The sequence below is a fragment of the Streptomyces sp. x-19 genome (assembly GCF_046549115.1).
In the GTDB taxonomy this organism is placed as follows: Bacteria; Actinomycetota; Actinomycetes; order Streptomycetales; family Streptomycetaceae; genus Streptomyces; species Streptomyces albulus_C.
In genome coordinates this window covers 171,806-192,228 of record NZ_JAJPWK010000012.1, presented here as the reverse complement: position 1 = coordinate 192,228, position 20,423 = coordinate 171,806, and the positions used below count along the sequence as shown (strand labels likewise).

The window sequence follows — 20,423 nt, the reverse complement described above, 5'->3', positions numbered from 1 at the left end:
CGTCCGGCTTCTTGGACTTCTTCCGGCCGAAAATTCGGGCTATCAAGGATTTGATGAACGACATGCGGGGCTCCAGGTTAGATGTTTTCCAGGACCTTACTGGCAACGAAATCATGACCATGGTCCGTCAGATGGATCCGATCGATGAACAGCCACTGGTCCTGCTGGGCGGACTCGGCCAGGACGGGGCTGAAGTTGACGAAGTCGATGCCCATCTCCTTCGCACCCTGCTCCAGCATCGCCGCGTAATCGATATTCACCTGGCGGCTCAGAATATCGCCGTACATCGCGGCGAAACCGCCGTGCTGCTCAAGCTCGTCGAAGATGAGTTCCTCTTCCCGACTCCCCTTGTCACGCACCCAGCCCGACAGCGGCTGAAGAATGTAGGTGATCTTCGCGTCCCAGGTCGAGGCCAGGGCCTTCCAGCCGCTCAGGTGCCGCAGCGTCAGGTCGGCGGCGTAGGCGAGCTGCTCGTCGATGCTCGGCGCGGCCGGCGCGGGCGCTTCCTTCTGCCGACGCAGCAGGCTGCGCATCGAGGACTTCGTCTTCGCGTGCTGCGCGAAGATGTCCTGGTACGTCGTGTACTGGAAGAAGGTGCCGTGGTCCTCCTCCCGCATCTGCGGCATGCGGGCCAGGCTCAGGTTGTTGAATCCGGAGAACAGCACGATCTCGTCCACCTTCGGCAGCAGGTGGCGGTAGAGCGTGAGCAGGAGGAGTTCCTGTGTCGAGTTGAAGCTGCGGCCACCGAAGTTGAGCCAGGTGCCAGGTCTGTCGTCGTGGGCGTTCAGCCGCGAGGGAAGCGTCCAGGCATCGGAGCTGGCACCGATACCGAAGACGGTGGAACTGCCGGCCAGGAGCCGTACCGAATCGGCGTCTTGCTGGTCGGCCACCGAATAGTTGCGGCCGCCGTCCGTAGCGTACCGGAAACCGATCGAGTCGGTGTTCACCACGTCCGAACGATGCGATTGCGGGTGGAAGAAGAGAAGATGCGGGAGCCAGCGGATCTCGCCCTTGCTCGTGAATTTCTCCTCATAGCCCGCAAGATACGGCGCCAGTTCGTTCCTGATTTTCACTGATAACTCCTCAGGCGATACGCCCCGAACCTTGTCGAGAACATTATTCGATCTCGATCCTGACGGACTTCACAAGCTCGTCGAACGTCTCGACGAGTCCGTCGTCACTGTCGGCGGTGAAGATCACATGGCCGTGCGACTGCCAGACGCGCGGCGGAACATCGACGAAGTCCCCCACCTTCCGGTAGAGCGAGAGCTCCTGCACACGGGGATTGCGGCCGGCTTCTTCCACCCCGCTGATCCCGCTGACCCGCCCGGCCTTCTCCGCGAAGAACAGGTAGAAACCAGCAGGCGTGGGTTGAGGTTTGGGAGTGAGATCAGGGGTCCGGCCAGACGCCACATCGAGCACCGCCGCGACCATGTCGACCCCGGTGCTCAGCAGAACCGACTGGTAGACCGGCCCGCCGCCGAGTCGCGCCGCCGTCTCCAGGATCTTCGGCGTGCCGTCGCTCTGGATCCGGAACTCCGTGTGAACGGCGCCTGTCTCGATGCCGACGGCTCGGTGCGAGGCCGCAGCCAGCTCGACGATCCGCTCCTGCACCTCCGCCGGCAGCCGGCTGGGCGTCGCGTAGTGCACGTCGACGAAGTAGGGGCCCTCCATGGGGACGGGCTTGTCATGGATGGCGACCACGTGGGCCCGACCATCGACGACGATCGACTCGACGCTGACCTCCGCGCCCGGTAAGTACTCCTCCAGCAAGATGGCCGAGTCGTACGTTTCGACCATCCACGCGTACAGCGGGTTGTGCGCGATTCCGGACCAGGCGCCACGCTGCACCACCGGAAAGTACTCGGTGAGTTCGGCGACGCTGTCCACTCGCCGGAAGTAGCCGGTGTCGTTGTCGATGAGCGGCTTGAGCACCAGAGGGAAGCCGATGCGGGCGGCCTGCGTCACAGCTTCGTCGAGCGTCCGGGCCAGTCCGTAGACCGGCTGCGGCACGTTGCCCGAGGCGAAGGCCTCACGCATGGCGTACTTGTCGCGCACCGTGCGCGCCACCTGTTCGCCGACGAAGGGAAGTCCCAGGTCGGCAGCGACCGCGGCAGCGGCGGGCACACTGTGCCCGACGAACGCCGCGACGGCCCGGATGGGTTCCGACTCGGACGCCGCTAAGGCGCGCGCCGCAGTGACTGTGGCCTCGATGTCCGAGGTGTCCACCGACACCACGACGTCGGCGAACTCCTTCTCCCAGGTCAAGTCCTTCACTAAGAGAAGAAGCCGGTCCCCGTTCTTCCTCGCGTACTCTGCGGCTTTCGCCAGGTGGCCGCGACGGCTGGCGTTGGATTTGTGGAGTACGAGGATGCTCATCCTCTACACCTCTTTCCGTGCACGACGACCCCGGCCGTGACTCTCGGGTTCAGCCGATGTTGCCGTTGAAGAACTTCGCTCCGCCGTAGACCGACTCGGATCCCAGCTCTTCCTCGATCCGAATCAGCTGGTTGTACTTGGCCGTCCGGTCGGCGCGCGACAGCGAACCCGTCTTGATCTGACCGCAGTTGAGGGCGACCGCGAGATCGGCGATGGTCGTGTCCTCGGTCTCGCCCGAGCGGTGCGACATCACGACGGAGTAGCCGGCGCGGAAAGCCGTGTTCGCGGTGTCCAGCATTTCGGTCAGAGTGCCGATCTGGTTCACCTTGACCAGGATCGAGTTCGCGATGCCCCGGTCGATGCCGTCCTGGAGCAGGCGGACATTGGTGCAGAAGACGTCGTCACCGACCAGCTGGCAGGTGGAGCCGATGGCGTCGGTGAGGTACTTCCAGCCCTCGAAGTCGTCCTGGGCCATGCCGTCTTCGATCGACACGATCGGGAATCGGGACGTCAGGTCGGCGAGGTAGTCGGCGTGCTCGGTCACCGACCGGACGCGGTTCTCGCCCGCGTAGTGGTAGACCCCATCGCGGTAGAACTCGGAGGAAGCCGGGTCCAGCAGCAGCGCCACGTCGTGACCGGGCCGGAAACCGGCCTTTTCGATGGCTTTGACGATGAATTCGAGCGCCTCGTCCGCCGTGGCCAGATCGGGTGCGAATCCACCCTCATCGCCGACGTTGGTGTTGTGTCCCGAAGCGCGGAGAAGGTCTCGCAGGGTATGGAAGACCTCTGAGCCAATACGGACGGCCTCGGCCATCGAGGTCGCACCCACCGGCGCGATCATGAATTCCTGGAAATCCAGCGCATTATCGGCGTGGGCACCGCCATTGATGATATTGATCATCGGGGCGGGAAGAACGTGCGCGAAAGTGCCGCCGACATAACGGTACAGAGGCATCTTGTGCGACGCCGCCGCGGCCTTGGCGATCGCGAGTGAAACGCCCAGCGTCGCGTTGGCGCCGAGGCGTCCCTTGTTCTCGGTCCCATCGAGCTCGATCATCAGTCGGTCGACGGCGGACTGCGATTCAGCCGGGAGTCCACGCACCGCCTGCGCGATTTCTCCGTTCACTGCGGCAACCGCGCGCGTGACGCCCTTCCCCCGGAAACGGGTGGGGTCGGAGTCGCGAAGTTCGACCGCTTCCCGGGTGCCGGTCGAGGCGCCTGAGGGCACCGCGGCCCTGCCCAGGGAGCCGTCGGCCAGGCGAACGTCGACCTCGACAGTGGGATTTCCACGGCTATCGACGATTTCGCGTGCTAACACGTCAGTAATATCAGACATTCCACTCCTACGCTGCGTCTCACATTTTTATGCTGGGTGAGTCACTACATAGCATTGCTGCCGCGGCACGCTAAAGGGCACCCTCGCTGCAAAGCCGCTCGGTTGGCATCGAGCAGGACGCTATTGACCTGGGACGAAACTACGGAACTACGCCGTAGCGACCATCAACCGACCGGATTGCTTCTCACCGAGTCGCATCTGCCTGTTGCGCAAAGAATCCGTCAAGAGATTCCGTCGACCATACTGTCTGCGCTGTGGACGACAGATCTCCGTGCCCCGATAGATTCACGACGAATTTTGGTGAATCGCGAACACCATCCGGTGGGACGACTTCCGGCACCTCCAACACGCGCCCGCAACGAAACTCAGGCAACTGCGTGGGAGACGAATGCGCCCTTCCACATTGAAGGGACTGCTCCTATTCCCCCGCGCCACGGCTCCAGGTGGCCGCGCGGTTGCAATCTAACCACACGCCCCCCTGAGCGAGACAGTGCGTGCGGGGTTTCCTTCCTGACGCATCGCAAGGTGAAGAGTGAAGATGACCTTGACAACCACGGAGATGGCAACCCTCCCCAGGGACGCCTACCCAACGCACTCAACTCCGTTGAGAACGCGCTGTGTGCGCGCAGGTAGACGACCTGGTCGCGCCGGTGCGCAGAGCGTCAACGCTCACGACCGCCTCGGCCACGCCCACCCCCTCCAGGACGGCGACCGCGCCCCGTGTTCCGTACGCGGATCGCCGTCGAGTTGCTCCAGGACCTCGCGGTCCGCACTGCGGATCCACCGCGAGCCCGAACGACGACGGCGCGAGCGCCGGACGGTTCACCGCGAACGACCTGCTGTCCCTCCCCGCCCACCACCTGGTCAAACTCTCGTGCGCCGCGGGGTGCACCGTCCCGGCCGACCCCTCGCGAGCTGCACGTCATCCGGCCGCTTCGAGCACTGGAGAGACCCGTGAGGAGGATCGGCACGACCAGCAGCGACAACGGGCCGATCCTGGTTCCGGTGCGGTGGCTCCCGCTGGGGCGAGTGGGAGCGGTGCCTCGGCCTGGGCGCGGCGGAGTTGGAGGCGGCCCGGGCGAGACGAGCGCCGGCGAGCCGGCTCGGCTTCGGCCGTGGCGTGGGGCGCGGTGCCGAGCATCCGCGGGGTGAGGCGGACGCAACCTCAAGGCCCGAGCCCGAGTTGAGTTGCCACGCAGCCAAATCCTCAACCACGTCCGACATTTGGCACGGCCGGAATTTCGAGCGACAACGACATCCCGGCGGGAAGACCCGTCGGAATGCTCGGATGCATGGGTGCGGACTTGGCAACGTTTCAGGAAAGGGGGGCTAATGAACTCGAAAAGCGCTGGGCTGTCCACTACCGCCAGCCGGGCGGACACGGCGCCCGGCAACGTGAGAAGTCGTTCGACCGCAGGAAGGACACGGCGGGACTTCGCCACCAAAGTCGAACGACAAGCGCGAGAACGCCTTCATCGACCCGCCGCCGGAAAGGTCTCGCGGGGTACGCCACAAGCACATCGCCGACAACTCCCGTTCAGGGGTGCGGAGAAGCCCGCAGGACAACACGCTGTGCCTGCGCCGCCAGATGGTCCGGTATCGGGAAAAGGGCGGCCTCGACGCGGCCCGCTACGCCCCCTCCCGAAGCGCCGGCAGGAAGGGGAATGGCGCGATGTGCCGCTGCCTGAATTCTTCGCCGCCTATGCCGGCCGCTTCCCCGTTCTCGATCAGCAAGGCGGCATGACCTGTCCCGGGCTCGTCCGCAATGCATGGGACCGTGCCATCGAGCGGCTGGGGCTCCGCGATGACACGCCGCACGACCTCCGCCGTAAATGGGCGACCGCGCCCCTGACACCTAGGGCTGCCATTCATGAGGTGTCCCGTCGGCTCGGACACCGGTCCATGAGGATCACGGTCGCCCAGTACCGCCATCTCACCCAGGACGGCCGCGAGCGCTACCGCCAGGTCGTGACGACGACCTTCCAGGGCCCCCGGAGGGGCTGGCGGTCGGCTTGGCGGCATGAGCTGTTACCGGATCCCGAGCTCGCGCAGGACGCGGTGCTGAGTCGGTGTTGAGTTGACGGGGAAGTAGAGGTAGCAGACACCCCCGGAACCGCTCTTGACCTGGCCTTTTTCGTCGTGGCGCTTCGTCCGCAGCCAGATGTTTTCGAATTGGCGGCGCTTGTAGACGCGGCGGACGGCGGGGTCGTCGGGGGAGGCCGGGTCGTTGGCGATGACGTCGCCGGTGGGGGTGAAGCCGATGACGGTCATCAGGTGGCCGGCGGTGCCGTAGCCGGCGCCGTCGAGTTCGGTCTTGAGGAAGGACTGGGAGGTGATGACGGGGAGGCCGGCGTGGACGAGGCGTTCGACGTCGGTGAGGGAGGAGAGGCGGGTGACGACGGCCTGGAGGTCTCGGTAGGTGGCGGCGTAGGCCGCGTTGAAGGGCCAGTTGCCGCAGCCGTCGTACTGGTAGTCGAAGGTGTAGCGGGCGGCGTGGCAGACCTGGGGGTCGGCGTAGGAGGGGTCGACCCAGGAGAGCTGCTGCGGGGTGGGGCGGCGGCCCCAGTGCTCGATGATCATCTGGGAGGAGGTGGGGCTGCACCACGCCTCTCCCCCGTTGTCGTACTGCGGGTACTGGCCCTTGTGGATCTCCTGCGAGTAGCGCGGGACCTGGAGTTCGCGGCCGACGAGGCCGGGGGCGGAGGCCGGCACCTCGAAGCGGTCGGGGAGGTCGGAGGCCATCGCACCGAGGCGCCAGACGGTGGGGGTGTCGGTGCTGCCGGGTCGGCGGTACAGGGTGACGCGGAGTTGGTAGGCGGCCAGCCGGAGACCGCTCGACGGGTCGTCGACGGCGAAGGTGTCGGTGGAGACGGCGCTCCGGCCGTCCTTCTGATCGTCGACGGAGGTGCGCCGGATGTCGCTCTCGCCGTCGCCGGCGGTCCAGCGGCCCATGACGTACCAGGGGGTTCGGCCGCCGTCGGAGTAGGTACCGCCCAGCTCTACGGCGATCCAGGTGCCGGCGGGGGTGTGCGCGTTCCAGGAGGCGACGGCCTCGGTGGCGGGGACCGGCAGGCGGTGCGCCGGGCTGGTCCAGGTGGCGTACTCCCAGGTGGCGGTCTTGTTGGTGTGCGGGTCGCGGTAGACGGTGATGCCGGCGGGGCGGGCGAGGGCGATGCCGGGGCGGGCGGCGGCCACGACGCGGGTGCCGTGGGCGGTGCCCTGGTGCCAGTCGGCGGCGGTGGTCCAGGCGTGGTAGTCCACGGGGCTCTTCGTTCGGGCGGTGGGGGCGGGAACCGGCGGGACGGGGCGGCGGGCGGGTGCGCCGGCGGCCGCGGCCAGGGGCGGGGCGGCGGCGCCCGCGGCTGCGGCGAGCACGGCGGCCAGGACGGTGCGCCGGGGCGCGGAGCTGGTCATGTGAGGTCCCCCAGTCGGTGCGGACGGATCGCGGTGCGGGGTGGTGCGGGTGGGCTCAACTATTGCCGTTGCGGACGGGCTTAGGAAGGCGGTCCGACGCGCGTCGCGCCACGAATATTGGTGTGGACCACTGGCGTACGCTGGTGGGATGACCCCGACCCCGGACCCGGTACTGACCTCGCTGGCCGCCCGGCTGCGCACCCTGCCGCCGTCGTGCGGCCCGGTGCGGCTGATCGCCGTGGACGGGCACGCGGGATCCGGCAAGAGCACCTTCGCCGGGCGGTTGGCGGCGGCGCTGGGCGGCGCCCCGGTGGTGCACACCGACGACCTCGCGACCCACGAGGAGCTGTTCGCCTGGAGCGGCCGGTTCCGGGAGCAGGTGCTGGCGCCGCTGTCACGGGGCGAGCCGGCGCGCTACGAGGTCTACGACTGGGTGCGGCGGGAGTTCGACGCGGTGCGGGAGTTGCCGCCGGAGCCGGTGGTGGTCGTCGAGGGCGTGGGCACCGGGCGGCGCGCGCTGCGCCCGTACACCGCGTGCCTGCTGTGGATGGAACTGACGCGCGAACAGGCATGGGAACGAGGCCAACTCCGCGACGGTCCGGGGCTCTCCACGTTCTGGGATGGCTGGATTCCGGCGGAGCGCGCGCACTTCGCGGCGGATCCGTCCCGACCGCACGCCGATCTCCTGGTACGCCAGGGGCAGATGGGGTACGAGGTGCTTGTGGGACCGGCCGACGCGCCGTGAGCGGGCCCGGATTTCACCCTGCGTAGCCGACCATGGCTGACACACCGACGGGCACTGACCGGGACCCGCCGAGTGCGCCAACTCCGCTTGACCTAGGGGGCGTACAGGACTTACGTTCTCAATGTGCGGTTCAACGGACCGCCTGCAGACGCGAAGCCCCCGGTTGTTCCCCCGTGATCGGGGGCTTCGTCCTGTGTGGAACACCGACCGCGGCGCTCGCCGGGCGGCATTTTCCTCACCCTGGGTCACCGTTCTCTTCGCGCCGGTGCGCCCCCTCGTCCGCCCCTGCTTCCACCTCGTGCGGCCCTCTACGACCTGCACCGACAGCGCAGGTACGATGCGAGTCTGTGCCACCGCAGGACCCGGACCCGGGTGCGTGGCAGGGCAACTCCCGCCCGCCGCACGCCGGTTCGGCCAGGACCGAGCAGGACCTGGACCCACGGCCCGGCACACGTCCGGTGGTACACCACGGGGGGACGTTTTGTGGGGGGACGGGATGGAAGTCGGCGCTCAGGGTTCGCCCGCCCCGGCCGAACTCGCTTGGTTGCGCGCGGTCGACGCCTACACCATGGGGGCCTACCCCCAGGCCGAGGAGGAGTTCCGGTCCGCGGTGCGACTCGATCCGTCGATGGCCGACGCCTGGCTCGGACTGCACGCGCTGCGCGCGGACACCACCATGGCGCTGCTGCGGATGCACCAGCACCGGGACCGCTTCGGCGAGCAGCGCGCCCGGCACCGGCGCTCCCTCAACTCGTGGTACTGGCTCGGCTGGTGGGTCCAGCCGGTGCTGGAGACCGGTCGTGACCTGCTGCTGGCGCACGCCTCGCACTGGCTCGACGGACGCCACGTCGCCGAGCTGGACCAGGCGCTGGCCGGCTGCCCCCCGGTGGAGACCGACCCCCAGGTCCGGTTCCTGCACGCCTGCCGCGCCTATCTCGTCAAGGACTGGGACCAGCTCGTCCGGCACACCGAACCGCTGCTGGGCGATCCGGTGCTGGGCATCGAGGCGGGGCTGTTCGGCGGGATGGCACGGGTCCGGCTGGAGATGTACGGGCAGGCCGAACCGCTGCTGGCCGCGGCGCTGATGCGCTGCCGCAGCGAGCAGCCGCAGCGCAAGGAGTTGCGGTACTGGCTCGCCCGCGCCTACGAGGGCACCGGGCGCAGTGCCGCCGCGCTCCCCCTCTACCGCGCGGTGCACCGGGTCGATCCGACGTTCATGGACACCGCGGCCCGGTTGGCGGCCATCGCGGAGGCCGACGGGCTGGACGAGGGCGCCGGGCTGGCGACGGTGTCCGCCCAGGGCCCGGTGCAGGAGGCCGGCGGCGACCTCGACCCGCTGGCGCCGCTGGACCCGGTGGACGGCCGGGAGTTGCTGCTGGCCGACGAGCCGACCGCGCCGCCGCCCGAGACGACCGGGCCGCCCGTGGGGGACGGCGGCGCGGCGCGACGGAAGACCGTCCCGCCGGGCCGTCGCGGCGGCCCGCTCCTGCCCACCGGACCGGCCGACCCGGTGCTGCTGGAGAAGGCGCTGGCGGAGCTGGAGCGGATGGTCGGCATGGAGCCGGTAAAGCGGCACGTGCGGGCGCTCTCCGCGCAGTTGCGGATGGCCCGGCTGCGCGCCGGTCAGGGCCTGCCGGTGGCGCCCCCGAAGCGGCACTTCGTCTTCTCCGGCCCCTCGGGGACCGGCAAGACCACCGTGGCCCGGATACTCGGCCGGGTCTTCTACGCGCTGGGGCTGCTGGGCGGCGACCATCTCGTGGAGGCCCAACGGGCGGATCTGGTCGGAGAGTTCCTCGGCCAGACCGCGGTCAAGGCGAACGAACTGATCGACTCGGCGCTCGGCGGGGTGCTCTTCGTCGACGAGGCGTACAGCCTGTCCAACTCCGGCTACAGCAAGGGCGACGCGTACGGCGACGAGGCGCTGCAGGTCCTGCTCAAGCGCGCCGAGGACAACCGCGACCGGCTGGTGGTCATCCTGGCCGGCTACCCCGAGGGCATGGACCGGCTGCTGGCCGCCAACCCCGGGCTGTCCTCGCGGTTCACCAGCCGCGTCGACTTCCCCAGCTACCGCCCGCTCGAACTCACCAAGATCGGCGAAGTGCTGGCGGCGGAGAACGGCGACCGCTGGGACGAGGAGGCCCGCGACGAACTGCGCAGCATCAACGGCCACGTCGTCGAGCAGGGCTGGATCGACGAGCTGGGCAACGGCCGGTTCCTGCGGACCCTGTACGAGAAGAGCTGCGCCTACCGCGATCTGCGGCTGTCGACCTGGCTGGGCACGCCGACCCGGGACGACCTCGCCACCCTCCGCCTGGCGGACCTGATGCAGGCATACGGCGAGGTGCTCTCGGGGCGCGGGCCCGATCCGCAGGCACCGCCCAAGGGAATGGACTTCTAGGGCACCGACGGCCGGACGCGCGTGGGGGCGCGCCGGTCGTCCGGCGCGCCCCCACGTCCGGCGCGCCCCCACGTCCGCGTGTCCGTCCGGCGTCAGCCGGCCAGCGCGGGATCCTCGGCCGCCAGTGGCGCCCCGGCCTGCGGTGCGCCGACCCGCTCGGTGCCCGCGCGGGGCGCCGGGCCGGCCGTCGACTCCGTGCGGTGCGCCGGATCGCGGACCTCACCGACCAGCATCTCCAGGACGTCTTCCAGGGCGACCAGGCCGAGCACCCGACCGCTGGCGTCGGCCACCGCGGCGAGGTGCGAGGCGGCCCGGCGCATCGCGGTCAGGGCGTCGTCCAGCGGCAGTTCGGCGCGCAGTGTGGTCATCGGGTGCCAGATCCGCTGCGGCACCGCCCGCTTCCGGTCCTCCAGGTCCAGGACGTCCTTGACGTGCAGGTACCCCATGTAGGCGCCGCCGGGCGCGCAGACCGGGAAACGGGAGTAGCCGGTCCGTACGGTCAGCTCCTCCACCTGGCGGGGCGTCACCGTCGGCTCGACGGTGATCAGCCCGGCGGGGTCGAGGAGCACGTCGGTGACGGGTCGGCTGCCGAGCTCCAGGGCGTCGGAGAGCCGTTCCTGCTCGACCGGGTCGAGCAGGCCCGCCTGCCCGGAGTCCTCGACGAGGTGGGTGAGCTGCTCGCTAGTGAAGACCGCCTCGACCTCGTCCTTGGGCTCCACGCGGAAGAGTCGCAGCACGCCCCGGGCCAGTGCGCCGAGCAGCGCGGTGACCGGGCGGCACAGTCGGGCGAAGGCGACCAGTCCGGGGCTGAACCACAGGGCGGTCTTCTCCGGCGCGGCCATCGCCAGGTTCTTGGGGACCATCTCGCCGATCACCAGGTGGAGGAAGACCACCAGCGCGAGGGCGAGGGCGTAGCCCAGCGGGTGGACCAGGGCCTCGGGCAGGTGGACGGCCTCGAAGACCGGTTCCAGCAGGCTGGCGACGGTCGGTTCGGCGACCGCGCCGAGGGTCAGGGAGCAGACGGTGATGCCGAACTGGGCGGCGGCCATCATCTGCGGCAGGTTCTCCAGGCCGTGCAGGACCCGGCGGGCCCGTTTGGAACCCATGGCGGCGAGCGGTTCGACCTGGCTGCGGCGGACCGAGACCAGGGCGAACTCGGCGCCGACGAAGAAGCCGTTGACGAGCACGAGCAGCAGCGCGAGGAGGAGCTGGGCCATGGTCATCGGGCCACCTCCGCACCGGCAGCGACCCGCTCGCGGGCGGCCTCGGGGACGACCGGGGTCGCCAGCCGGACCAGCCGTATCCGCTCGGCGCGGTGGTGCGCGACCAGCCGCACCCGCAGGCGCCACCCGTCGAGCTCCGCGGTGTCGCCGGGGGCCGGGATCCGGCCGAGTATGTGGGCGACCAGGCCGGCGACCGTCTCGTACGGGCCGTCGGGGGCGTCCAGGCCGATGCGACGCAGGGTGTCGACCCGGCAGCCGCCGTCGGCGTCCCAGGCGGGGCGGCCGTCCTCGGGCGGGGCCTGACCCAGTTCGGGCAGGTCCACCCGGTCGTGCTCGTCGCGGACCTCGCCGACGAGTTCCTCGATGATGTCCTCCAGGGTGACCACGCCGGCGGTGCCGCCGTACTCGTCGACGACGACGGCGATCGGCTGCTCGCTGCGCAGTCGCTCCAGCAGCGGCTGCACCGGCAGCGTCTCGGGCACCAGCAGCGGCGGCACCGCGATCCGGGCCGCCGGGATGCGCAGCCGCTCCTCGGCGGGGACCGCCAGGGCGTCCTTGAGGTGCACCATGCCGACGATCTCGTCGAGCCGGGTGCGGTAGACGGGGAAGCGGGAGAGGCCGGTGGCCCGGGTGAGGTTGACGACGTCCTCGGCGGTGGCGTTGGCCTGGAGGGCGCTGACCCGGACGCGGGGCGTCATCACGTTCTCCGCGGTGAGGTCGCCGAGTGAGAGGGTGCGGACGAAGAGGTCCGCGGTGTCCTGCTCGATCGCACCGGCCAGGGCGGAGTGCCGGGCCAGCGAGACCAGCTCGCCGGGGGTGCGGGCGGAGGCCAGTTCGTCGGTCGGCTCCACGCCCAGGGCGCGGACCAGCCGGTTGGCGACGGTGTTCAGCATGGTGATCACCGGCCGGAAGAAGCGGGAGAACGCGTCCTGGGGGCCGGCGACGAAGCGGGCGACCTGGAGCGGCTTGGAGACCGCCCAGTTCTTGGGCACCAGCTCGCCGATGACCATCTGGACGGCGGAGGCGACCAACATGCCGATGACCACCGCGATGCCCGGGACGGCGCCCTTGGGCAGGCCGAGTGCGAGCAGCGGGCCGGACAGCAGTTCGGCCAGCGCCGGCTCGGCGAGCATGCCGACCACCAAGGAGGTGATGGTGATGCCGAGTTGGGTGCCGGAGAGCTGGAAGGAGAGTTCGCGCAGTGCGGAGACCACGGTGCCGGCCCGGCGGTCGCCGTCGGCGGCGGCCCGTTCGGCGTCCGCCTTCTCGACGGTGACGAGGCCGAACTCGGCGGCCACGAAGAAGCCGTTGGCCAAGATCAGTGCGAGTGCCGCAAGGAGGAGCAGCAGGGGGCCGGTCATGCCGCCGCCTCCATCGTATGCGGAGGTTCGGGAGGGGCGGCGCAGGTACTACAGGACGATCCGTCCATTGCCGGAGGGAGTCACTCCTCGGGTCGTTGGGGCCCACTCAGGGGCAGGGGTGCGGGTGCACCCCGGAGAACAGAGTAAACAGCGGGGCCCGCCTTGCGGCAGGGTCAGCGGGCCGTGTGGTCGACGGCACCGTGCCGCTCGACGAGGTCGCGGAGCGCACGGGCGTCGCGGATGGCCTGCTCCCGGGCGACGCCGGGCTGGATGCCCATCGCGGGCAGGCTGGTGCCGTCGGCGAGGTCCAGATGGACCCAGGGGTCGCCGGCACGGAGGTTGACGCCCAGGACCTGGGCCCACGCCAGGTCGCGTCGGGTGGTGAGGTTGACGACCGTGACGCCCTCCTGCCGCGCGACCACCCGGGGGCGGCTGAGCAGTAGGAGGACGGCGCCCACGAGCACCCCGGTGCCGACGAAGCTGATCCGCTCGCCGCCGCTCAGCTCCGGCAGCAGCACCGCGATCGCGGTGAGGGCGGCGAGCTGGGCGATCCCGACGGTGTACAGGACGGCCCGGGTGCGGGACGGCCGGAAGGTCACCGGGAGGGCGGGCAGGGCGGCAGCGGGGGACGCGGGCGCGGACACGTGTCGTCTTCCGTCAGGAGGGTTGGAGGTGCTGGCGGCGGTGGCGGCGGTGCGTCAGAGCCGGCAGGCGTGGATGCCGGTGGTCAGGATCGCCCGGGCGCCGAGGTCGTACAGCTCGTCCATGATGCGCTGGGCGTCCTTGGCCGGAACCATGGAGCGGACCGCGACCCAGCCTTCGTGGTGCAGCGGGGAGACGGTCGGGGACTCCAGGCCCGGGGTGAGCGCCACGGCCTTCTCGACCTGGTCGACGCGGATGTCGTAGTCCATCATCACGTACCGGCGGGCCACCAGGACGCCCTGCATGCGGCGGAGGAACTGGCGGACCTTCGGGTCGTCGTCCGGGGCGCCGGTGCCGCGGATGACCACGGCCTCGGACTTCAGGATCGGCTCGCCGATGATCTCCAGGCCGGCGTTGCGCAGGGTGGTGCCGGTCTCCACGACGTCGGCGATGATCTGGGCGACGCCGAGCTGGATGGCGGTCTCGACCGCGCCGTCGAGGTGGACGACGGAGGCGTCCACCCCGTTGTCGGCGAGGTGCTTGGTGACCAGGCCGGAGAAGGAGGTGGCGATGGTCATCCCGCCGAACTCGCTGACGTCCTTGGCGGTCCCGGGACGGGTGGCGTAGCGGAACGTGGAGCCGGCGAAGCCGAGCTGGAGGATCTCCTCGGCCGGCGAGCCGGAGTCCAGCAGCAGGTCGCGGCCGGTGATGCCGATGTCGAGCTTGCCGGAGCCCACGTAGACCGCGATGTCGCGGGGGCGCAGGAAGAAGAACTCGACGTCGTTCTCCGCGTCGACCAGGACCAGTTCGCGGCGGTCCTTGCGCTGGCGGTAGCCGGCCTCATGGAGCATCGCCGACGCAGGCTCGGACAGTGAACCCTTGTTGGGGACAGCGATGCGCAGCATGACAGCGATTTCCTTTGCAGCTAAGGGAGTTGGGGACGTGCGTGGGGGTGGCTGGATCAGAGGTGGGCGTAGACGTCGTCGAGGGAGATTCCCTTGGCGACCATCATCACCTGGAGGTGGTAGAGGAGCTGCGAGATCTCCTCGGCGGCGGCGTCGTGGGACTCGTGCTCCGCGGCCATCCACACCTCCGCGGCCTCTTCGACGATCTTCTTGCCGATCGTGTGGACACCGGCCTGCACGAGTTCGGCGGTGCGGGAGGTGGCGGGGTCGCCCGTGGCGGCCTTCTGCTGGAGCTCGGCGAAGAGCTCCTCGAACGTCTTCTTGGACATGATGGCGCCTACCCTACGCGGTGACGTCGCTGCGACGCGCAGCGCCTCGTGCGAAGGCCGGTGGGCCGGGGCGCCTCCGACCGGGGACTGATCGGGGCGGCTCAGCGCCAGGGCTCCGCGACGGTGCGGAGCGTCGCGGCGGTGGCGACGGCGGCGGTGACCGCCTCGTGCCCCTTGTCCTCGACGGATCCGGGCAGTCCGGCACGGTCCAGCGCCTGCTCCTCGGTGTCGCAGGTCAACACGCCGAAGCCGACCGGAACGCCGGTGTCCACCGCGACCTGGGTCAGGCCCTGGGTGACGCCCTGGCACACGTAGTCGAAGTGCGGGGTGCCGCCGCGGATCACCACGCCCAGCGCGACCACCGCGTCGTAGCCGCGGCCGGCGAGAACCTTGGCGACGACCGGCAGCTCGAAGGTTCCGGGCACCCGCAGCAGCGTCGGCTCGTCGATGCCCAGGTCGCCCAGGGCCCGCAGCGCGCCGTCCACCAGGCCGTCCATGACCTGCTGGTGCCACTGTGCGGCGATCACGGCCACCCGCAGGTCGCCACAGTTCTTCACGGTCAGTTCGGGTGCGCCCTTGCCGCTCATGCTTCTCCTCGTACGGGTGACGTGTCGGTGTTCGGTTGACGTGGTGATGGGGTGGTCACTGGTTGGCGCAGGTGCTCGGTGTGCCGTCCAGCCAGGGCAGGTCGTGGCCCATCCGGTCGCGCTTGGTGCGCAGGTACCGCAGGTTGTGCTCGCCGGCCTGGACGGGCATCGGCTCGCGGCCGGTGACGGTGAGGCCGTGGCGCACCAGGGCGGCGGTCTTCTCGGGGTTGTTGGTCATCAGGCGCAGCGAGCGCACGCCGAGGTCGCGGAGCATCTGGGCGCCGGCGCCGTAGTCCCGGGAGTCGGCCGGCAGCCCCAGTTCGAGGTTGGCGTCGAGGGTGTCCCGGCCGCGCTCCTGGAGCTCGTAGGCGCGCAGCTTGGACAGCAGTCCGATGCCGCGTCCCTCGTGGCCGCGGAGGTAGACCACCACGCCGCGGCCGGCCTCGTCGATCCGGCGCAGCGACTCCGCCAGCTGGGGGCCGCAGTCGCAGCGCTGCGACTGGAAGACGTCGCCGGTCAGGCACTCGGAGTGGATCCGGACCAGGACGTCCTCGCCGTCGCCGAGGTCGCCGGCGACCAGGGCGACGTGCTCGACGCCGTCGGCCGTGGAGCGGTAGCCGTGGGCGGTGAACTCGCCGTGGGCGGTGGGCAGCCGGGTGGTGGCCTCGCGGCGGACCGTGGGTTCGGCGGACCGGCGGTAGGCGATCAGGTCCTCGATGGAGATGATCGCCAACCCGTGCTTGCGGGCGAACGGGACCAGCTCGGGCAGCCGCAACATGGTGCCGTCCTCACCGGCGATCTCGACGATGGCGGCGGCCGGGCGCAGTCCGGCCAGGCGGGCGAGGTCCACCCCGGCCTCGGTGTGCCCGTTGCGGACCAGCACGCCGCCGGGCTTGGCGCGCAGCGGGAAGACGTGGCCGGGCCGGACGAAGTCGCCGGCGGTCGAGCCGCCGGCGGCCAGCAGCCTGAGGGTGGTGGCGCGGTCGGCGGCGGAGATGCCGGTGCTGACGCCGTGCGCGGCGGTGGCGTCGACCGAGACGGTGAAGGCGGTGCCCATCGACTCGGTGTTCCGGTCGACCATCTGCGGGAGGTCGAGGCGGTCCAGGTCGGGGCCCTCCATGGGGGCGCAGATCAGACCGCGGCACTCGCTCATCATGAACGCGACGATCTCCGGGGTGGCCTTCTCGGCCGCGACGATCAGGTCGCCCTCGTTCTCCCGGCTCTCGTCGTCGACCACGACGACCGGCCGGCCGGCGGCGATGTCGGCGATCGCCCGCTCGATCGGGTCGAGCGTGAGCGCGCCGGCCCCGGTCTCGCCGTACCAGCTCTGCAGTGCGGTCATGCTGCGGCTCCTTCCAGTGCGGGGCGTTCGGCGGCGGTCCGCGAGCGGAGCCACCAGTCGCGCATGCCCCAGGCGACGAGCGCGAGGTAGACGACGTAGACGAGCCCGGAGAAGGCCAGGCCGCTGCTGAAGGCCAGCGGGACGCCGACCACGTCGACCAGCAGCCAGGCGAACCAGAACTCGACCAGCCCGCGGGCCTGGGCGACCATCGCGGCGAGCGTGCCGACGAAGATGTAGGCGTCCGGCCAGGGGTTCCAGGACAGCTGCGGGACCAGGGCGAACAGGCCGCCGACGGCGAGCGTGCCGAGGGCGGTGCCGCCGATCAGCAGCCCGCGCTCGCGCCAGGTGGCGAACCGGACGGCGATCGAGCCGTCCTGGGCCTGCCGCCGGCCGCGCTGCCACTGCCGCCAGCCCCACAGCGCCACGCCGATGACCAGCAGTTGCTTGCCTACGCCGCCGCTGAGGTGGGCGGAGGCGTAGGCCGCGACGAGGATGACGCCGGAAAGGAACTGGGTGGGCCAGGTCCAGATCGAGCGTCGCCAGCCGAGCGCGAGGGCGGCCAGGCCGACGGTGTTGCCGATCATGTCGGACCAGATGACCCGCTGGCCGAAGGCCGTGAAGGCCGGGCCGTTGAGCCAGTCGAGGACGCTCACCGGTCCATCTCCTTGATCTCCGCGAGGTCGCCGGCGTCCCCGTCGCCCCGGCCGAGCAGCCGCTCGACGTACTTGGCGAGCACGTCCACCTCCAGGTTGACCGGGTCGCCGGGCGCCTTGATGCCGAGCGTGGTCAGGGCGAGGGTGGTGGGGATGAGGCTGATGGTGAAGTGGTCGTCGGCGGCGTCGACGACGGTGAGGCTGACGCCGTCGACCGTGATGGAGCCCTTCTCGACGACGTAGCGGGCGAGTTGGGCGGGCAGCGCGACCTTCACCAACTCCCAGCGTTCGCCGGGGGTGCGCTCGACGATGGTGCCGGTGCCGTCGACGTGGCCTTGGACGAGGTGGCCGCCGAGCCGTCCGCCGAGGGCCATCGGGCGTTCCAGGTTGACCCGGGAGCCGATGGTCAGCGCGCCGAGGCTGGAGCGCTGCAGGGTCTCGGCCATCACGTCGGCGGTGAACTCGCCGTCCGCGGTGTCCACGACGGTCAGGCAGACGCCGTTGACGGCGATCGAGTCGCCGTGCTTGGCGCCCTCGGTGACGACGGGGCCGCGCAGGCGGAAGAGGGAGCTGTCGCCGAGGTTCTCGACGGCGACGACCTCACCCAGTTCTTCGACGATTCCGGTGAACACGTCAGTTCTCCTCGGGACGGAGTGCGGAGGCGGAGCCCTTGGCTGCACGGGCGGTGACGGGCCGGGGCCGCGTCCCGGCAGTGGCGGGGTGGGACACGGTGGCGGTGATGCGCAGGTCGGGGCCGAGCCGATCGGTGTCGGTCACGTCGAGCCGCAACGCCTGGGTGAGGGTGGTGATTCCGACGTCGCCGACGACGGACGGGCCGGCACCGAGCAGCACCGGCGCGAGGTAGCCGACGACCTTGTCGACGGCCCCGGCGGCGAGGAAGGCGCCGGCCAGCGTCGGCCCGCCTTCGAGCAGTACGGACCGCACGTCGCGGGCCTGGAGGGCCTGGAGCAGGGCGGGGATGGACAGGCCGCGCCCCTGCGGTGCGCGCGGCAGCCGGACGAGCGGGGCGAGCCCTTCGAGGTGGGCGGCGTCCGCGTCCTCGGCGACCGCGATCAGGGTCGGCGCGGTGCCGTCCAGGACCCGGGCGCCGGCCTTGACGGCGCTGGCGCTGGAGTCGACGACCACCCGCAGCGGCTGGCTGACCGCGTCGTCCGCGAGCCCGGAGACCCGCGCGCCGAGCTGCGGATCGTCGGCGCGGGCGGTGCCCGAGCCGACGATCACGGCGTCCGCGGCGGCGCGCAGCCGGTGCACGTCGGCGCGGGACTCGGGCGAGGAGATCCAGCGGCTGGTGCCGTCGGCGGCGGCGATCCTGCCGTCCAGCGTGGCGGCGTATTTCCAGAGGACGAACGGGCGGCCGCGCAGCACCGAGGTCAACCAGGCTTCGTTGCCGGCGGCGGCCTCGTCGGCGAGCAGTCCGCCCTCGACGTCGATCCCGGCCTCGGCCAGGGTCAGTGCGCCGCCGGTGGCGGAGGGGTTGGGGTCGGAGACGGCGTAGACGACGCGGGCGACGCCGGCGTCGATCAGCGCCCGGGCACAGGGGCCGGTGCGACCGGTGTGGTTGCAGGGCTCCAGAGTGACCACCGCGGTGCCACCCCGGGCGCGCTCGCCGGCGGCCCGTAGGGCGTGAACCTCGGCGTGCGGTCCGCCGGCCCGTTGATGCCAGCCCTCGCCCGCGGTGCGGCCCGCGGAATCCAGGACGACACAACCGACGACCGGGTTCGGGCTGGTGTGACCGAGGCCGCGGGCGGCGAGCTCGATGGCCCGGCGCATCGCCGCGGTCTCCACGGGGGCTGAGGTGGCCACCGGGTCCTCCTGCCTCATCGGGCACGGACTCCGGGGCTGTCTGGACGACAGGAGCGGACGCTGAAGCCGAAGGACACCGGGTCGGCACGGAACGGCCCGACCGAACGAGACGTCCGGACGCGCCGCCGACGGCGGTGTACCTCAAGCTGGCCCGCCGCGCACTGCCTCCCATCCGGACTTTCACCGTCGGTGCAGGAATTTCACCTGCTCAACCGGCCGCTGGCTGCGGACGGGTCGCGGACTATAACCGCCGGTTCGGAATTACACCGACCCCGGAGTGCGCTGCTGCTTATGTCAGTACAGCTCCAGTCTGCCACGGCCGATCGTCGGCCATGCGAGCGAAGCGCTGTGGGCTGTCTCACAGGGCGTGGGCGCGCCGTCCGTCACCGTCACGTCCGGTGTTCCGTCATGGGTCGGTACGCCCACCTTCTCCCCTCTCCCCTTCTCTTCCCTTTCTCTTCCCTTTCTGCCTTTTCCCCGCATGCAAGGAGGGTCCGCGATGACGGACACGACGGAGATCCTGGTCACCGGCGGCACGGGCACCCTCGGGCGCGCCGTGGTCGACCGGCTGCTGACCGCCGGCCACGGCGTCCGGTCGCTGAGCCGCCACCCGCACACCGGGGTCGCGCGGCCCCGCCCGCGGTCGTACGCGGTCGACCTGCGGGACGGCACCGGGCTGGCGGAGGCGGTGGCGGGCGTGGGCACGGTCGTGCACTGCGCCTCCACCCTCGCCGGCGGCGACGCGGAGGCGGCCGGACGGCTCGTCGAAGCGGCGCGCGGAGCCGGCGTCCGGCACCTGGTCTACATCTCGATCGTCGGCGTGGACCGGATCCCGCTGCGCTACTACCGCGCCAAGCTCGCGGTGGAGCGGCTGGTGGCGGAGTCCGGGATCGGCTTCACGGTGCTGCGGACGACGCAGTTCCACGACCTGCTGCTGCACCTGGTCAAGACGGGGGCCCGTTCGCCGGTCCTCCCGGTACCCGCGGGGGTCCGCTTCCAGCCGGTGGACTCCGGCGAAGTGGCCGACCGGCTCGCCGAGTTGGCGCTGCTCGGGCCGGCCGGGCGGGTCGCCGACGTGGGCGGGCCCGAGGTGCTGACGGCCGACGAGGTGGTCCGGATGACGCTGCGGGCCGGCGGGCGGCGTCGGCTGCCGCTGCCGGTGTGGCTGCCCGGCCCGACGGTCGCTGCGCTGCGGCGCGGCGAGAACCTCACGCCCGAGCACGCGGTGGGCCGTCGCACCTACGGGGAGTTCCTGGCGGCCCGGACCGGCGGGTGAGCCGGTGGC

General features: G+C 70.8%; 18 protein-coding genes and 1 riboswitch. Of the genes, 4 read left to right on the top strand and 14 right to left on the bottom strand.

The genetic code is table 11. The annotated features are described in order from the left end of the window. Positions 1 to 77 precede the first annotated feature (77 nt). Genes ACLJT4_RS25675 through eno form a run of 3 tightly spaced genes read right to left on the bottom strand, consistent with a single transcriptional unit; the run spans position 78 to position 3,715 of the window. The gene (locus tag ACLJT4_RS25675; protein ID WP_411125576.1) at positions 78 to 1,073 is read right to left on the bottom strand and encodes an SGNH/GDSL hydrolase family protein; all 996 of its coding nucleotides are present in this window, start codon (positions 1,071 to 1,073) and stop codon (positions 78 to 80) included. A 43-nt stretch (positions 1,074 to 1,116) separates the two neighbouring features. Continuing rightward, a complete protein-coding gene (locus ACLJT4_RS25670) occupies positions 1,117 to 2,379 on the bottom strand; it encodes an ATP-grasp domain-containing protein (protein WP_411125574.1) in 1,263 nt (420 codons plus the stop codon). 49 nt (positions 2,380 to 2,428) lie between these two features. Next, positions 2,429 to 3,715, bottom strand: a complete 1,287-nt coding sequence (eno, locus tag ACLJT4_RS25665; RefSeq protein ID WP_411125572.1) for a phosphopyruvate hydratase — start codon at positions 3,713 to 3,715, stop codon at positions 2,429 to 2,431. A gap of 1,332 nt (positions 3,716 to 5,047) precedes the next feature. Here eno and ACLJT4_RS25660 point away from each other — a divergent pair. Next, positions 5,048 to 5,791: a tyrosine-type recombinase/integrase gene (locus ACLJT4_RS25660; protein ID WP_411125570.1), complete on the top strand. Its 744-nt coding sequence runs from the start codon at positions 5,048 to 5,050 to the stop codon at positions 5,789 to 5,791. Here the strand turns inward: ACLJT4_RS25660 and ACLJT4_RS25655 are convergent. Beyond that, positions 5,744 to 7,129 carry a peptidase C39 family protein gene (locus tag ACLJT4_RS25655; protein ID WP_411125568.1) on the bottom strand — a complete coding sequence of 462 codons (1,386 nt, stop codon included), beginning with the start codon at positions 7,127 to 7,129 and terminating at the stop codon, positions 5,744 to 5,746. The two genes, ACLJT4_RS25660 and ACLJT4_RS25655, sit on opposite strands and share 48 nt — an antisense overlap. A gap of 148 nt (positions 7,130 to 7,277) precedes the next feature. Here ACLJT4_RS25655 and ACLJT4_RS25650 point away from each other — a divergent pair, with 148 nt between their 5' ends. Then, on the top strand, positions 7,278 to 7,874 hold the full coding sequence (locus tag ACLJT4_RS25650) for a uridine kinase (RefSeq protein ID WP_411125566.1): 597 nt from the start codon (positions 7,278 to 7,280) through the stop codon (positions 7,872 to 7,874). A 496-nt stretch (positions 7,875 to 8,370) separates the two neighbouring features. Further along, positions 8,371 to 10,272, top strand: coding sequence for an AAA family ATPase (locus ACLJT4_RS25645; protein ID WP_411125564.1), 1,902 nt, complete (start codon positions 8,371 to 8,373; stop codon positions 10,270 to 10,272). Between the two features lie 92 nt (positions 10,273 to 10,364). Here the strand turns inward: ACLJT4_RS25645 and ACLJT4_RS25640 are convergent, their stop codons facing one another. From ACLJT4_RS25640 to ribD, 10 genes are all read right to left on the bottom strand, one after another. Continuing rightward, positions 10,365 to 11,495 carry a hemolysin family protein gene (locus ACLJT4_RS25640; protein ID WP_411125562.1) on the bottom strand — a complete coding sequence of 377 codons (1,131 nt, stop codon included), beginning with the start codon at positions 11,493 to 11,495 and terminating at the stop codon, positions 10,365 to 10,367. Continuing rightward, positions 11,492 to 12,856: a hemolysin family protein gene (locus ACLJT4_RS25635; RefSeq protein WP_411125560.1), complete on the bottom strand. Its 1,365-nt coding sequence runs from the start codon at positions 12,854 to 12,856 to the stop codon at positions 11,492 to 11,494. The genes ACLJT4_RS25640 and ACLJT4_RS25635 overlap by 4 nt, the downstream gene beginning before the upstream one ends. A gap of 173 nt (positions 12,857 to 13,029) precedes the next feature. Beyond that, entirely contained in the window at positions 13,030 to 13,500 is a 471-nt protein-coding gene (locus ACLJT4_RS25630) for a PH domain-containing protein (RefSeq protein ID WP_411125558.1), read from the bottom strand. A 54-nt stretch (positions 13,501 to 13,554) separates the two neighbouring features. Further along, positions 13,555 to 14,403 (bottom strand): ATP phosphoribosyltransferase, encoded by an 849-nt coding sequence (hisG, locus tag ACLJT4_RS25625; protein ID WP_016571914.1) that lies wholly within the window; start codon positions 14,401 to 14,403, stop codon positions 13,555 to 13,557. A gap of 56 nt (positions 14,404 to 14,459) precedes the next feature. Continuing rightward, on the bottom strand, positions 14,460 to 14,732 hold the full coding sequence (locus tag ACLJT4_RS25620) for a phosphoribosyl-ATP diphosphatase (RefSeq protein ID WP_016571913.1): 273 nt from the start codon (positions 14,730 to 14,732) through the stop codon (positions 14,460 to 14,462). Positions 14,733 to 14,833: 101 nt separating this feature from the next. Next, positions 14,834 to 15,319, bottom strand: a complete 486-nt coding sequence (ribH, locus tag ACLJT4_RS25615; RefSeq protein WP_016571912.1) for a 6,7-dimethyl-8-ribityllumazine synthase — start codon at positions 15,317 to 15,319, stop codon at positions 14,834 to 14,836. A 55-nt stretch (positions 15,320 to 15,374) separates the two neighbouring features. Next, the gene (locus tag ACLJT4_RS25610; RefSeq protein WP_411125555.1) at positions 15,375 to 16,661 is read right to left on the bottom strand and encodes a bifunctional 3,4-dihydroxy-2-butanone-4-phosphate synthase/GTP cyclohydrolase II; all 1,287 of its coding nucleotides are present in this window, start codon (positions 16,659 to 16,661) and stop codon (positions 15,375 to 15,377) included. Continuing rightward, entirely contained in the window at positions 16,658 to 17,314 is a 657-nt protein-coding gene (locus ACLJT4_RS25605; RefSeq protein ID WP_411125553.1) for a nicotinamide riboside transporter PnuC, read from the bottom strand. Before ACLJT4_RS25605 ends, ACLJT4_RS25610 begins: the two co-directional genes overlap by 4 nt. Beyond that, positions 17,311 to 17,946 carry a riboflavin synthase gene (locus ACLJT4_RS25600; RefSeq protein WP_411125551.1) on the bottom strand — a complete coding sequence of 212 codons (636 nt, stop codon included), beginning with the start codon at positions 17,944 to 17,946 and terminating at the stop codon, positions 17,311 to 17,313. The genes ACLJT4_RS25605 and ACLJT4_RS25600 overlap by 4 nt, the downstream gene beginning before the upstream one ends. Position 17,947: 1 nt before the next feature. Then, the gene (gene ribD, locus ACLJT4_RS25595) at positions 17,948 to 19,156 is read right to left on the bottom strand and encodes a bifunctional diaminohydroxyphosphoribosylaminopyrimidine deaminase/5-amino-6-(5-phosphoribosylamino)uracil reductase RibD (protein WP_411125549.1); all 1,209 of its coding nucleotides are present in this window, start codon (positions 19,154 to 19,156) and stop codon (positions 17,948 to 17,950) included. A 136-nt stretch (positions 19,157 to 19,292) separates the two neighbouring features. Next, positions 19,293 to 19,423: riboswitch (FMN riboswitch) on the bottom strand. Between the two features lie 214 nt (positions 19,424 to 19,637). On the opposite strand from ribD, the gene ACLJT4_RS25590 reads away from it, so the two are divergent. Further along, positions 19,638 to 20,414: an SDR family oxidoreductase gene (locus ACLJT4_RS25590; protein ID WP_411125547.1), complete on the top strand. Its 777-nt coding sequence runs from the start codon at positions 19,638 to 19,640 to the stop codon at positions 20,412 to 20,414. The last annotated feature ends 9 nt before the right edge of the window (positions 20,415 to 20,423 follow it).